Below are 14,013 nucleotides of genomic sequence, written 5' to 3' on the forward strand. Positions count from 1 at the left end.
ATAGCCGAACTGATGAGGAGTCACTTAGCGACCCGAACCGTGGTGAGGTCGAGGAACCAGGACTGCGGCTGGACGAGTCCGCGGACGGTGGGGGCGAGGGCGCGCGGGTTGCGGTCGTTGACCACGAACAGCCACGGCGCGTCCTCGGTGACCTGCCGCAGCGCGCTGCGGTAGTCGGCCTGGCGGGCGGCCTGCTCGGGGTTGGCGGCGGCGCTCGCGAGCAGGCCGTCGACCTTCGGGTTGGTGTAATGCCCGGTCCAGAAGGGGCTGTTGGAGCCGATGAACAGTGGCAGCAGCGCCTCGGACTGGAACAGCGTGGTGGACTGGGCGATGGCGTCGGAGCCGAGCGCGACCTGCCCCTTGGCCTCGGCGCCGATCAGGGTGGTCCAGTCGGTGGTGCGGATCTCCACCTTGATGCCGACGGCGGCGAGGTCGCGCTGAAGTGCCTCGGTGATCGGCACGGGCAGCAGGTTGCCGGAGCCGCCGGTGGGCACCGTCACGGAGGTGCTGAACCCGTTCGGATAGCCCGCCTCGGCGAGCAACTGCCGCGCCCTGGCCGGGTCGTGGGAGTACCGGTCGCCGGCCGGGTCGTAGGCGGCGGTGGCCCGGGGCGCGGCCTGGTAGGCCGGGTCGGCGGTGCCGTGCAGCAGCTTGTCCGCGACGGCCTGCCGGTCGATGGAGTAGTTCGCCGCCTGCCGGACCCGCACGTCCGCCCACGGCCCCTTGGTGGTGTCGAGGATCCAGTACCAGAGGTGGTCGTAGCTGTTGGTGAGGATCTGCGCGCCGGTGGCCTTCAGGCTGTCCAGGTCGTCGGGGTTCGGGTACTCGATCCAGTTGACACCGCCCGAGCGCAGCGCGGCAGTTCGGGCCGCCGCGTCGGGCAGCGCCTTGATGATCAGCCGGTCGAGTTTCGGGGCGCCGCGCCAGTACGTCCGGTTGGCGGCGAGCTCGACCTGCTGTCCCTCGGTCTGCGAGACGAACCCGAACGGGCCGGTGCCGACCGGGTGTTGGGCGAAGTCGGTGCTGCCGCTCTTGCGGACGGCGGTGGGGCTGGCGATCAGTACGTGCGCCAGGTCCTCGGGGAAGTGCCCGTTGGGTGCGGTGGTGACCAGCTCGATGTGCGCGTCGTCGGTCTTGCGGTAGGAGGCGATGTCGCCCGCGTACTCCATGGCGGCGGCGCCGAGCGCATCGGTGTACTCCGGGCTGGACTTGTCCAGGTAGCGGTGCAGGTTGAACAGCACCGCGTCGGCGTCGAACGGCGTGCCGTCCTGGAACGTGACGCCCTTGCGCAGGGTGAACGTCCAGGTCAGCCCGTCCGGCGCAACCTGCCAGGACTCGGCGAGCGCGCCCGTCACCTGCGGCGGCCGGTCGGTGTCCTTCAACAGCTCGTAGCGGGTGAGCCCTTCGTAGATCTGGAAGCTCAGCAGTCGCTTGCCCTCGAACCCGGCGCCACCGATCACGGTGTCCAGGTTCGGCAGCTTCCCGGTCGCCCCGATCACCAGCGTGCCCCCGCCGGCCTCTCCCCCGGCCCCGGCCTCCGCACCGGCGCAACCGGCCGTCGCCAGCAGGACGGTGGCGGCCGCCAGCGCGGCGGCTCTGGAACGGATGCGGACGTACTTGCTCATGACGGTCCTTCGCTGGGTTCGGTGGTACGGGTGCATCGGTCGTCGGCGCGGCGCGGGCCGGCCAGCCCCACGTGCGGGCCGACCAGCCCCACGTGCGGGCCGACCAGCCCCACGTGCGGGCCGACCAGCCCCACGTGCGGGCCGACCAGCCCCACGTGCGGGCCAACCAGCTCCACATGCGGGCCGGCCAGCTCCACGTGCGGCCCTGAGGCGGCCAACAGGGCTTTGGTGTACGGGTGTTGGGGGTCGGTCCAGAGCGTGTCGGTGGGTCCCTGTTCGACCACCCGGCCGGCCCGCAGCACCAGGGTGCGGTGCGCGAACCGGGCGACGGCCGAGAGGTCGTGCGAGACGAACAGATAGGCGGTGCCGGTGCGTTCGCGCAGCTCGGTCAGCAGCTCCAACAGCCGCCGCTGGGTGGACGGATCGAGCGCGGAGGTCGGCTCGTCGCACACCACCAGGGCCGGCCCGGTCGCCAACGCCCGTGCCACCGCGACGCGTTGCAGCTGTCCGCCGGACAGTTCACGCGGGAACCGCCGGGCCAGCTCCGGAGCGAGACCCACCTGCCGGAACAACTCCCCGACCCGCTCGGCCCGTTGACGCCGGGGCACCCCGTGCGCCCGCAACGCGAACCCGACCGCCTCACCGGCCCGCAACGCCGGATTCAGCGACCCGCGCGGATGCTGCGGCACGAACTGCAGCCTCCCCCGCACCGCCAGATCCGCCCGCGCCCGCAACCGCGACGGATCCCGTCCCTCGAACGCCACCGCCCCACCGTCCGGCCGCAGCAGCCCCAACGCGAGCCGTGCCACCGTCGACTTCCCCGACCCCGACTCCCCCACCAGCCCGACGGCCTCCCCCGCCCGCACCTCCAGACTCACCCCGCTGACGGCAGCCCGGCCCTCCCAGCTCTTGGAGACGGCATCCAGCCGGAGCAGGGGTGCGTCCGCGCTGCTCGACCCCACGACGGTCATCGAAGCGATCCTTCCGAGTCGGCCGGGACGAGGAGCGTCCCGGCGGGGCCGGTGGCGGTCAGGCGACCGTGGTGGAGAACAGCGACGGTGCCGCCGATCCGGGCAGCAGCGGAGAGGTCGTGGGTGACCAGCAGCAGGGCGAGGCCCCGCTCGGTGCGCAGAGCAGTGAAGAGGTCGAGGATGTGGGCCCGGACCAGGGCGTCCAGGGCGGTGGTCGGCTCGTCCGCGATCAGCAACTCGGGCCCGCACGCCACCGCGAGAGCGATCGCCGCACGCTGCCGCAACCCGCCGGACAGCTCGTGCGGGTACGCGGCGGCGGCCCGCTCCGGGTCCGGCAACCCGGCGGCGGCGAGCACCGGAAGAGCGGCCGCGCGGGCCGCCTTCCGCCCGTCCGCCAGGCCGTGCCGGCGCAGCACCTCCACGAGCTGCGCGCCGATCCGGCGCAGCGGGTCGAGGGTCGCGGACGGATCCTGCGGGACGTAGCCGATCCGCCGCCCCCGGATGCGCGACAACTCCCGTTCCGGCAGCCCGAGAAGCTCGGCATCGCCGAGCCGCACCGACCCCCGCACGGCCGCACCGCGACCGGGCAGCCCCAGAACGGTCCGCGCCACCGTGGTCTTCCCGCTCCCGGACTCCCCGAGCAACACCAGTGCCTGCCCGGCCGGGAGCGTGAGACTCACCCCGTCCACGGCCCGCACCCCACCGGGGTACTCGACCGTCAGGTCCTCGATCGTCAGCACGCCAGACGGTGCACGACCAGGGAGAGCACCAGCAGGGGCGCTGGGGGTACCCCCAGCGAAGCGAGGGGGCGGAACTGCGCGAAGAGGAACGCGTCCACCAGCCAGATCGCGACGCGGGACAGTCAGTTGCACTTGATCGCGACCTTGCGGACGGGCCTGCGCTTGTCGCGCAGTTCCCCGCGCCCCCGGTTTCGCACCCTCCCCCGCGCGCGCTCTGAGCGTCTCGCCTAGGGTGTTGAACAGCACCGAGACCGCCAGGATCACCAGCGCGGGAATGGCCGCGAGCCAGGGGTGGGTGAAGATCGCCGGGCGCAGCTCGTCAAGCATCGCGCCCCACTCGGGGGTCGGCGGAGCGACCCCCAGGCCGAGGAACGACAGGCCGGCGGCGTAAACGATCGCGAGGCCGACCAGCGAGGTCGCATAGACGAGCACCACGGGCGCGACCACCGGCAGCACTTGGCGCAGGACCAGCGCGGTCCAGGTCGCACCACTGACCCTCGCCGCCTCCAGGTACTCCGCGGCCCGGATCCGCCGCGTCTCGGTGAACGCGACCCGCGCGACAGCCGGTGTCAGCACCACCGACAGCGCCAGCACCGTCGCGCTCAAGCCGGGTGTGAGCAGCGACGCGACGGCGATCGCCAGCAGCACGCCGGGAAACGCGTACAGCACATCCAGCGTGCGCAACAGAGCCTGCTCGGTCACCCGCCCGCCGAGCCCGGCGGCGATGCCGAGCAGCGCACCGGCCACCCCGGCCACCGCGACGGGCAGCAGTCCGGCCGTCAGCGAGGGCCGAGCCGCCCACAGCAGCCTGCTCAGCAGGTCCCGCCCTTGCGCGTCCGTACCCAACAGGTGCCCTGCGCTGCCGGGGTCGAGCAGCCGGTCGGCGAGCTGCCCGGCGGCGGGATCGGCGGGCGCGAGCAGCGGCGCGGCGACGGCCAGCAGGACAGGCAGCAGCACGCCTACGCCCAACGCAACAACAGGAAGTCGATTTGTCGTCATGTCATCAGCCCCGCACCCGGGGATCGATCGCGGCGTGCGCGGCGTCCACCAGCAGGTTGATGCCGACGAAGGCCGCGCCGACGATCAGCACCCCGCCCTGGATCAGCGGCAGGTCGCGGGCCGTGAGCGCGTCGTAGAGCAGGCGGCCGAGGCCGGGCCAGGCGAACAGGGTCTCCACGAAGACCACTCCCTCCAGCAGGTAGGCCAGTTGCAGGCCGCCGATGGTCAGCAGCGCGGGCGAGGCGTTGTGCGCGCAGTGGCGCAGTACGGCGGCGCGGCCGAGGCCGCGGGCGCGCAGGCCGTCGGCGAGGTCGCCGTCGAGGACGGCGGAGAGTGCGGCGCGGTGGACGCGTGCGGTGAGGCCGAGCGGGACGAGGGCGGCGGCGGTCGCGGGCAGCAGCAGGTGGCGGAGCAGGTCGCCGGGCCCGCCGCCGGAGCCGAACGCGTCGTGGGTGCCGCCGGCCGGGAGCAGTTGCCAGTGGACGGCGAACACCGCGATCAGCAGCAGCGCGAGCGAGTACTGGGGGGCGGAGACGGCGAGCGTGGAGGCGGCGCTGCACAGGCGCCCCCACGGGCCGCGCGGGCGCAGCGCGCCAAGGGTGCCGAGCAGGACGCCGCCGGCGAGGACGAGGGCGAAGGCGGCGGCGGTGAGGGTGAGGGTCTGGCCGAGGGCGGGCAGCAGCAGTGCGGTGACGGGGCGTTGGGTGGACGTCGAGGTGCCGAGGTCGCCGGTGAGGGCGTGGCCGAGCCAGTCGAGGTAGCGGACGGGCAGGGGCCGGTCGAGTCCGATCCGCTCCGCCAGCGCCTGCCGGGCCTCGGCGGGTGCGCCGGGGCCGAGGAACGCGGTGACGGGGTCGCCGGGGACGAGAGCGACGGTGGCGAACACGACGGCGCTCACCCCCAGCAGCGTGGGCACGGCGAGCAGCAGCCGGCGCAGCAGGAATCCGCTCACGGGGTGCTCGGGTCAAAAACGACGGTGGCGGGCATCGGGCTGCGGTTCCTCCGGTTCGGCGACGGGGCGCGAGGCACCGGAGGCTGTCCTGGTGCTTGCGGCGCGGCCCGTCGGGTTGTCCACGAGGGTTGCGAACAGTGCGCGTGGGCAGCCAGCCAGGCGTTCATGCCGGTACCGGTGGTCATAGGACCGGCGGGACGGGGTATCGCGCTAGGGTCGCCCCTGGGGCTGCGGATCGTCCTTGACCGCCCGTTCGCGGCGTACATACGATTTCCGGCATGGCATATCGGCGGACCGACTTCACCCTCTGGGGGATCGGCGGCTCGTGGCACCGCAGGTGCTTCGACGAGACGTGTCGCCCCGGCACGGCACGCCGCCCCCTGGCCTGACCGGGCCCTGGGCGCCGCCCGTCCTCCGCCGGGATCCGCGCCGCACGCCGTCGTCCGGCCGCCGTCGCCGATCCCCACGTCCCGTGCCGGGGCCCCGCGCCCCGGCCCGCCACCTTCGAGGGGACCGATCCGCCATGCACCCGTACCCCGTCACGCCCTCCCGCCGCCGGGAGGTGCCGTGCCCGCGCTGACCCGCGGCTCCACTCGCACCCTGCGCCCGCCCACCCGGCGCGGCACGCGGTCGCTGGACGCCCTGCACACCGAGATCGACAACCCGCTCGACCTGCTGGCGGGCCATCAACTACTCACCGACGCAGCTCCCGCCTGCGCCTGCGGCCACCCGCTCTGCCCGTCCGGCGGCGCCCACCGGCCGGCCGCCACCCGGATCTTCCTGATCGAACGCCACCCGGTGGTCAGCGCCGGACTGCGCAGCCTCCTCGCGCCCGACCCGGAACTCGCCGTGATCGGCACCGCGACCGACGCCGCGCACGCGGTCGCCGCCGTCCACCGGGCCCGGCCCGACCTGATCCTGCTCGGACGAGGGCCCGGCCTGGACGCCGACCTCGCCGCCGTCGCCGCACTGCGCCGGCCCGAGGGCGCACCCGACGCCCGCGTCCTGCTACTGCGCCGCGCCGCGACCACCACCGAGGCCAGCCGCATCCTGATGGCCGGCGGCAGCGGCTGCTTCCCCCTCGACCTGCCGCCCGACCGGATCATCGACGCCGTCCACCTCGCCGCCGCGGGCGCGACCCTCTTCCTCCCCGCCCCCACTCCCCTGCGCCCACACCCCGCCCCCGCCGAACGCCCCCTCGACCAGGCCGGCCTGACCGACCGCGAACGCCAGGTCCTCACCCAACTCGCCCTCGGCCTCAGCAACGCCGAGATCGCCCGCCGCCTCACCCTCGCCGAAGCCACCGTCAAGAAACACCTCACCCACGCCATGCGAAAAACCGGCCAGTCCGACCGCCTCCGCGCCGCGCTCTACGCCGTCCGGCACGGCCTCACCGGCTGAGCGCCCGCCCGGCCGCGCCCCCGGTCAGTAGCAGACGTGCGACGGCGTGTTCTTGCCGCCGCACAAACTTGAAGCGTCCGGTGGAGATGCTGTGGGTGGCCGGGTCCAGGGTCAGGGTGAGGGGGCCGGCGGGCATCCAGTTTGGGCCGTTGGTCTCGGTCACCGTGCCGGTCGCGGTGATGCCGTCGACAGCGGTGAGGTGGCCGACGACGCGGTAGCCGTCAATGATCTCATCGCCGGACCAGGTGTCGCAGGGCGGCGAGGAGGAGGCGCAGTCGCGGTAGAGGCGGCCGAAGGCCTCGAAGGTGCCGTCCTGGTGGACGGTGAACCCGGCGGCCGTGCGCGATCCACTCGCCGGCGAACAGCGCGACGTCCGGCGGGGGTTGGGTCGAGGGGATGCTCGGCGGAACCGGACCGGTGGGAACGGGACCGACCGGGGCCCGGTCGGAGGTGCAGCCGGTCACCAGCGTGAGGCGAGGCCGGACGGGTACGGCTGCGCCCGTCACTCCCCTCTCGTGCCGGCCGCCGCGCCGCGGGTGGCACGGGCCGTGCAGCCAGCGGCGGTGGTGAGGGTGACGGCTGCGCAGAGGGCGGCGGTGGCCAGCAGTTCGGGCCAGGCAACCGCGATTGACGGGTCGGCCAACAGGGCGGTCAGCGCGGCGTGTTGGGTCACGGCGGTGAGCGCGGTGGCGGCCGCCGCAAGCAAGGTACCGGCCAGAACGGCGATCGCCGCCTCGGCGGCCACCACCGCCACGATCTGGCGGCGCACCGCCCCCGCGAGTCCGAGCAGGGCGAACTCGCGGTGGCGTCCGGTCACGGCCATCGCGAGCGTGCCGGCGACCGAGATCAGCGAGTACGCCAGTGCGATGCCGAGGACCACCACGGCCGCGTTGTCGGCCTGTTCGGCGGCCTTCGTGTGCGCGGCCGCCAATACGGCCTGCCGGGTGGTCAACCGCGCACCCGTCCCCGCCAACGCCCGCTCGACCGACGGGCGTTGGGACTCGCCCAGCCCGTCCAGATACAGCAGGGTGGGCGCCACTGCCCCGGTCACCGACGCCGACAGGTACGCGTCGTCGCCACCGAGCCCGCGCGCCACCACCGCCGCGACCACCACCGGAACGCGGGCGCCCGTCGGCAGCAGGGCAACCAGGCGGTCGCCCACGGCAATGCCGTCGGACTCGGCCGCGTGCTCGTCGATCACCAGGAAGTCGTCCGGCAGCGCCGCCACCGACCCGTCCCGCACCGGCGGCGTGAACGTCCGGCCGAACGCCGCCGCCGGGACGGCCTGCACCCGCAGCGAGTCGAGCTGCTCGCCCGCCGGCGTCCCGATCTTGACGTTCAGCGAGGTCACGGGCGTGACCCGGACACCGGGCACGGCGGCCAGCCGCTCCGTCAGACCCGTCGCGCCGGGCGGCGCCAGCACCACGTCCGTCGCCCGCACCTCCTGGCGCTGGCGGGCCAGGACGGCGGCGTCCGCGGACTGCTGCACCGTCAGCAGGGTGCCGACCAGCCCGACCGCGATCACGATCGGCGCCACCGTCGCGGCGGTGCGCCGCCGTTCGGTCAGCACGTTCTCGCGCACCAGCATCGGGCCCGCCTTCGTGGAACGCCGCATCGGCCAGGTCAACAGCCGTACCAGCGGCGGCAGAAGCACCGGCGCGAGCAGCGCGAACGCACCGACGTACAGCACCGGGACGGCCTGGTACTTGCGGACGTTGGCCGCCAGGTACGGCTCGGAACGGGCGACGACCGCGCCCGCGACCACCGCCCCGACCAGCAGCGCACCGCCCATCAGCAGCCGCACCGGGACCCGGCCCCGCCGCTCCACCGCGCTCTCCCGCAGCGCCTCGGCGGGGCGGACCACCGACACCCGCAGCAGCGTCGCCGCCGAACCGGCCAGCGCGGCAACCACTCCCAGCACGAACGCGACCAGCAGCGGCAGCGGGTGCACGGGCACGGTGAACCAGGACGGGGCGACGTCGTGCCGCAGCATCCATCCGCGCAGCGGGCCGACGGCGAGCGGCGCGAGCGCGCAGCCGAGCAGCGCGGCGGCCGTGCCGATCAGGGCGGCCTCGCCGAGCACCAGCCGCCGCACCTGCCGGGGCGCGGCGCCGACCAGGCGCAGCAGGGCGAGTTCGCGGCGGCGCTGCTCCGTGGCGAACGCGAAGGTCGCGACGACCACGAACACGGCCACGCAGACGGCCAGTCCGGTGGTGCTGCCCGCCATCGCCTGCGCGTTGGCCAGCGCCTGCGCGCCCCCGGTGTCGTCGGGGTCGAGCCCGGTCCGGTCCTGGCCGGCCAGGACGACGGCCCGTTCGCCGACTATGGCCCGCAGTTGATCGGGCGTCATGTCCGAGACCAGCGCGTTGATGCCCGGCGACAGCCGCTGCGCCTCGGCGTCGGTGAAGAACGCGGCCCGCTCGAACCAGCGCCCCTCGGTGACGCCCACCACCCGGTAGCGTCCGACTCCCAACTCCACCTGCCGGCCGATCAGTTGTGCGTCCGCGCCGGTCAGCACCGCCTCGTCGGCCGCCTGCGGCGGGCGTCCGGCGCGCAGATGGTAGTCGGCGTACGCGGCCGAGGACCAGGGGTGTCCGGTGGCGTCGCCGTCGAATCGGACCGGGAAGCTGCGGTCGGCGACGGCACCGGCCAACTGCCCGACCAGCTCAGGCGGAAGGACCGCCGGAGCCTTCATCGGCCGCCCCGCGAACCCGGCGGGGGCGACGACCGTCCCCGCGTCCCGGAAGCGCTGCGGCCCGGGGTGCGGGGTGCCGAAGGTCGCGGTGAGGACCAGCGCCATGGTCCCGATCATCGTCGTACCGAGCGCGAGCGCGACGAACGCGCCGAGGAAGCTCGTCCAGCGCCCCTTCAACGTGGCTGCCGCGAGCCTCAACACGCCTGCTCCTCCGGCTCCAGCGCGGCCATCCGCAGCGCGACGGCCTCCGCCGTCGGCTCGTGCAGCTCGCCGACCACCCGGCCGTCCGCGAGAAACAGCACCCGCTGGGCGTACGAGGCGGCCACCGGGTCGTGCGTCACCATGACCACCGTCCGGCGGTGCCGCTCCACCACCTCGCGCAGCAACGCCAGCACCGCCCGCGCCGAACGCGAGTCCAGGGCGCCGGTCGGCTCGTCCGCGAAGATCACCTTCGGCCCGGCGGCCAACGCCCGTGCGATCGCGACCCGTTGCTGCTGACCGCCCGACAACTCGGCGGGACGATGGTTGCCCCGCTCCGCGAGCCCGACCTCCGCCAGCCGCCGGTCGATCTCCGCCGAATCAATGGGCCGCCCGGCCAACCGCAGTGGCAGCTCCACATTCTGACGGGCCGTCAGCACGGGTACCAGGTTGAACGACTGGAACACGAACCCGAGTTGCTCCCGCCGCAGTTCGGTCAGCGCCCGCTCCGACATCCGGTGCACGGGCGCGCCGTCCAGCAGCACCTCCCCCGCGTCCACCGGCTCCAGCCCGGCAGCGCACAGCAGCAGCGTCGACTTCCCCGACCCCGACGGCCCCATCACCGCCGTAAAACTCCCCGCCGCGAACCCGGCATCCACCCCGTCCAGCGCCCGCACCACCCCCTCCCCCCGCCGGTACGCCCGCCGCACCCCGGCCAGCCGCACCACTTGCTCCCCCGCCACACCATCACTGTTCACCACCCAGACGCTAGGCGCCCGCCCATCCCCCGCACCTCCGGGAAGCCCCCTGATCCCGACCCTGATCTGTCCCCGACCTGCGACGGAACGCAGGGCTTCATTCGATCGGGTCGTTCCGGTCCGTCGTCCGCGCCGCAGGCCCGGGACGGCCGTTACCGTCTGCTCGTTCGTCCACCATCCCTTTGCTCACCCCAAGGATGCTCATGAGCATGTCAGTTGCCGGACGCCTGGCGGCGGTGGTCGCCGCACTCTAAATTTCCGTCCTGCCGGGGCTCACCGCGCCGGCCCACGCCGCCGAGGAGGACTGCCCCAAGGACAAGTTCTGCTTCTGGTCCGAGACGGACTACTCGGGCACGTTCCGGGCGGCCGATCCCAAGCCGGGCGGGTGCGCCAAGGGCGGAAAAGTCACCTGGCCCGACGGGACCAGGTCGAGGGTCGAGTCGCTCTACGACAACACCAGGTTCCAGTTCGAAACCTACGGGAACGAGGACTGCTCCGGAGCCCCCGTCGCCATCCACCCGCCCGGCTTCTCGGCGGCGAGCATCGGATCCGACGTGAAGTCGTTCCGGGTGTCCCCGGTCTGCGAGAAGGGGGGGGTGTGCTTCTACTCGGGCGCGGACTTCACCGGTGACGTCGTACAGAACTCCGACTGGAATCTCGGATTCTGCACCAGCAGCGGCATCCCCGCGCGGAGCGTCTACAGCATGACCGGGTACACCGTCTCCCTGTTCGACACGAACGGCTCGTGCCAGAACGCCCGCGCGGTGGACCTGCCCGCCTACACCCCCAGGAGCTACGACGACACCTCCTCCGAACGCCGCGGGCTCCCCGCCCGGGCACGACGATCCGGCACCACGCGCGTATGCACTACCGTCGCTTCACCTCCGACCACGGCCGGCGGCCCCAGCACCGCGCGCCAGAGGTAGCCGGGCCAGGCCAGCCACCGCTCGACGGCCGGCGGCAGCACGCACCCGCCGACCAGGGCGCCGACCGCGAGCAGGGGCAGCAGGACGGCGAGCACCGTATCGGCCCGGCGACACCAGCCGTCCGGTGCGGAGACGTCGCACACCGGGCGCCGCCACAGGTACCAGTGTGCCAGGGCCGGCAGGGCGAGGGCGGCGATGAGGCCGAGCACCACGGAGGCGATCATCGCGCCGCCGGCATGTACGGCCCGTTGACGACTCCCCGCGCCGGGCTCCGACATCTCCCGGGCGTCTTTCGCTGCGTCAGATCTGAGCTTTTCCGGACCCCATTCCACCCAGGCTGACCTTGTCCTTTATGTCCGGCAATCAAACATTTACCGGAACGTTGTTCATATTTGCGGAGGGAGAAGTTAGGTTGCACCGCAATGCGCGGATCCGTCCCCCCACCCTCCGGCGTACGTGCCGAGGGGCAGGCCGCGCTGGAAAGGCACAGGCGCCCTTGATGAATGTGGAAACCACCACCCCCGCTGTCTCGCCCCCCGGCGGCGGCTCCACCCCACCCCCGGCCGACGGTCACCTGAAGGCGGGACTCAAGAACCGCCACCTGTCGATGATCGCGATCGGCGGCGTGATCGGCGCCGGCCTGTTCGTCGGCTCCGGCGCGGGCATCGCGACCACCGGCCCCGGCATCCTGCTCTCGTACACGCTCGCCGGCGCGCTGGTCGTCCTGGTGATGCGGATGCTCGGCGAGATGGCGGCGGCCGACCCGCAGAGCGGCTCGTTCTCGGCCTACGCGGACCGGGCGCTCGGCCGGTGGGCCGGGTTCAGCATCGGCTGGCTGTACTGGTTCTTCTGGGTCGTGGTGCTCGCCGTGGAGGCCACCGCCGGCGCGAAGATCCTCAACAACTGGATGCCAGGTGTGCCGCAGTGGGCGTTCGCACTGATCGTGATGGTGGTACTGACCGCGACCAACCTGTTCTCGGTCGCCTCCTACGGCGAGTTCGAGTTCTGGTTCGCCGGGATCAAGGTGGTGGCGATCGCCGCCTTCCTGGTGATCGGCACGCTGGCCGCGTTCGGGCTGCTGCCCGGCACCCACGCGGTCGGGATGACGAACCTGACCGGCCACGGCGGCTTCCTGCCGCACGGCGTGGGGGCGGTGTTCACCGGCATGCTCACAGTCGTCTTCGCCTTCATGGGCAGCGAGATCGTCACCCTGGCGGCCGGCGAGTCGGAGGACCCGCAGAAAGCGGTCCGCAAGGCGACCAACAGCGTGATCTGGCGGATCGGGATCTTCTACCTGGGCTCGATCCTGCTGGTGGTGACCCTGCTTCCGTGGGACTCCGCCTCGATCAAGGGCAGCCCGTACGTGGCCGTGCTGGAGCACATAGGGATCCCGGGCGCCGCCCAGGTGATGGACGTGATCGTGCTGACCGCCGTGCTGTCCTGCCTCAACTCCGGGATGTACACCGCCTCCCGGATGGCCTTCTCGCTCGGCCGGCGCGGGGACGCACCCCGGGCGTTCGCCTCGGTGACCAAGCGCGGGGTGCCGCGGGTCGCGATCCTCTCCTCGGTGGTCTTCGGCTTCGTCGCCGTCTTCTTCAACTACACCTCCCCCAACACCGTCTTCGCCTTCCTGCTGAACTCCTCGGGTGCGGTGGCGCTCTTCGTCTGGCTGGTGATCTGTTTCTCGCAGCTGCGGATGCGGCGGATCATCGAGCGCGAGACCCCCGAGCGCCTGACCGTGCGGATGTGGCTGTACCCGTACCTGACCTGGGCCGCCATCGGCATGATCGGGTTCGTGGTGGTGTACATGTTCACGGACGCCGACGGGCGGAAGCAGATGTACTTCTCGCTGGTCGCCGCAGCGATCGTGCTGGTGGCGTCGGCCGTGGTGGGCCGCCGGCGACGGACGGCGGCGGCTGCCTGAGCCACCGCCCCGCCCGGGGAACCCCGGGCCCGGAAGCCGTTGCGGAGGCTTCCGGGCCCGGTGGCGTTCCGGTACCCGCTCGTGACGGGCCGGACATCGGGACAGCCTGTTCGTGCTGGTCCGGCGTGTGCTCTGCCACCCCGGATGCGCTGGGCGCCCTGGCGCTTCCTCGCATCCGCCGTGAGCGTGATGCGTGGCCTGGCCTGCAGCGTGGCGATCCGGAACTTCGGCTGAAGACGCCCACCGGCGCGTGCCCCGTCGGCCGCCCCTGGCCGTGCGAACCGCGTCACCCCGCCGGGACGACTACGGTCGTCACCGTGACCGACTCCGAGCCCCAAGAGATCGTCGCCCGGCCGCGCACCGCCGCCGGGGTGCTGTTCTCCGACCCCGCCGGCCAGCTCCTGCTGGTGAAGCCCACGTACAAGGACGGCTGGGAGATCCCCGGAGGCTACCTGCGGGCGGGCGAGACCCCGAGCGCGGGCGCGGCCCGGGAGGTGACGGAGGAGCTGGGCATCGCCCCGCCGATCGGCCGGCTGCTGGTCGCCGACTGGGCGCCGCACCCGGCCGAGGGCGACAAGTTGCTGTTCGTCTTCGACGGCGGGATCCTCCCCGACGCCGAGCGCGACGCCATCAGGGTAGACCAACTCGAGGTCAGCGCCTACGAGTTCCACCCTCCGGCCCACCTCGACGCGCTGCTGATCCCCCGGCTCGCCCGCCGCGTGCACGCCGCCGTCGCCGCCCGGGCACAGGGCGCGACGGCCTACCTGGAACACGGGGTGCCGCAACCGTAGGACGATGGGTGTGCGTCCTACGGCTGAAGGGCT

At 73.2% G+C, this 14,013-nt stretch carries 10 protein-coding genes and 1 pseudogene; 4 read left to right on the forward strand and 7 right to left on the reverse strand.

Going from position 1 to position 14,013, the window contains the following annotated elements; translation table 11 throughout:
- Window positions 1-20: 20 nt before the first annotated feature.
- The 4 genes from ACIHEI_RS04490 to ACIHEI_RS04505 are packed head-to-tail and all read right to left on the reverse strand — an operon-like array spanning window position 21 to window position 5,287.
- Window positions 21-1,625 carry an ABC transporter substrate-binding protein gene (locus ACIHEI_RS04490; protein ID WP_396605561.1) on the reverse strand — a complete coding sequence of 535 codons (1,605 nt, stop codon included), beginning with the start codon at window positions 1,623-1,625 and terminating at the stop codon, window positions 21-23.
- On the reverse strand, window positions 1,622-2,596 hold the full coding sequence (locus ACIHEI_RS04495) for an ABC transporter ATP-binding protein (protein WP_396605562.1): 975 nt from the start codon (window positions 2,594-2,596) through the stop codon (window positions 1,622-1,624). Before ACIHEI_RS04495 ends, ACIHEI_RS04490 begins: the two co-directional genes overlap by 4 nt.
- Window positions 2,593-4,293: an ATP-binding cassette domain-containing protein gene (locus tag ACIHEI_RS04500; protein WP_396605563.1), complete on the reverse strand. Its 1,701-nt coding sequence runs from the start codon at window positions 4,291-4,293 to the stop codon at window positions 2,593-2,595. The genes ACIHEI_RS04495 and ACIHEI_RS04500 overlap by 4 nt, the downstream gene beginning before the upstream one ends.
- Window positions 4,294-4,339: 46 nt before the next feature.
- Window positions 4,340-5,287, reverse strand: a complete 948-nt coding sequence (locus ACIHEI_RS04505) for an ABC transporter permease (RefSeq protein ID WP_396605564.1) — start codon at window positions 5,285-5,287, stop codon at window positions 4,340-4,342.
- A gap of 567 nt (window positions 5,288-5,854) precedes the next feature.
- Between ACIHEI_RS04505 and ACIHEI_RS04510 the strand changes: the two genes are divergently transcribed.
- Window positions 5,855-6,688, forward strand: a complete 834-nt coding sequence (locus ACIHEI_RS04510) for a LuxR C-terminal-related transcriptional regulator (protein WP_396605565.1) — start codon at window positions 5,855-5,857, stop codon at window positions 6,686-6,688.
- A gap of 502 nt (window positions 6,689-7,190) precedes the next feature.
- Here the strand turns inward: ACIHEI_RS04510 and ACIHEI_RS04515 are convergent.
- Window positions 7,191-9,581 carry an FtsX-like permease family protein gene (locus ACIHEI_RS04515; RefSeq protein ID WP_396605566.1) on the reverse strand — a complete coding sequence of 797 codons (2,391 nt, stop codon included), beginning with the start codon at window positions 9,579-9,581 and terminating at the stop codon, window positions 7,191-7,193.
- The gene (locus tag ACIHEI_RS04520) at window positions 9,578-10,324 is read right to left on the reverse strand and encodes an ABC transporter ATP-binding protein (protein WP_396605567.1); all 747 of its coding nucleotides are present in this window, start codon (window positions 10,322-10,324) and stop codon (window positions 9,578-9,580) included. Before ACIHEI_RS04520 ends, ACIHEI_RS04515 begins: the two co-directional genes overlap by 4 nt.
- A gap of 278 nt (window positions 10,325-10,602) precedes the next feature.
- On the opposite strand from ACIHEI_RS04520, the pseudogene ACIHEI_RS04525 reads away from it, so the two are divergent.
- A pseudogene (locus tag ACIHEI_RS04525) lies at window positions 10,603-10,830 on the forward strand (peptidase inhibitor family I36 protein); the annotation flags it as partial.
- A gap of 302 nt (window positions 10,831-11,132) precedes the next feature.
- Here ACIHEI_RS04525 and ACIHEI_RS04530 read toward each other — a convergent pair.
- Entirely contained in the window at window positions 11,133-11,543 is a 411-nt protein-coding gene (locus ACIHEI_RS04530) for a hypothetical protein (protein ID WP_396605568.1), read from the reverse strand.
- Between the two features lie 221 nt (window positions 11,544-11,764).
- Here ACIHEI_RS04530 and ACIHEI_RS04535 point away from each other — a divergent pair, with 221 nt between their 5' ends.
- Both ACIHEI_RS04535 and ACIHEI_RS04540 read left to right on the forward strand, forming a co-directional pair.
- Complete coding sequence (locus ACIHEI_RS04535) at window positions 11,765-13,189, forward strand: amino acid permease (protein ID WP_387635787.1); 1,425 nt, start codon at window positions 11,765-11,767, stop codon at window positions 13,187-13,189.
- 317 nt (window positions 13,190-13,506) lie between these two features.
- Complete coding sequence (locus tag ACIHEI_RS04540; protein ID WP_396605569.1) at window positions 13,507-13,980, forward strand: NUDIX domain-containing protein; 474 nt, start codon at window positions 13,507-13,509, stop codon at window positions 13,978-13,980.
- Window positions 13,981-14,013 lie beyond the last annotated feature (33 nt).

The organism is Kitasatospora sp. NPDC051984, from assembly GCF_044593455.1.
Lineage (GTDB): Bacteria > Actinomycetota > Actinomycetes > Streptomycetales > Streptomycetaceae > Kitasatospora.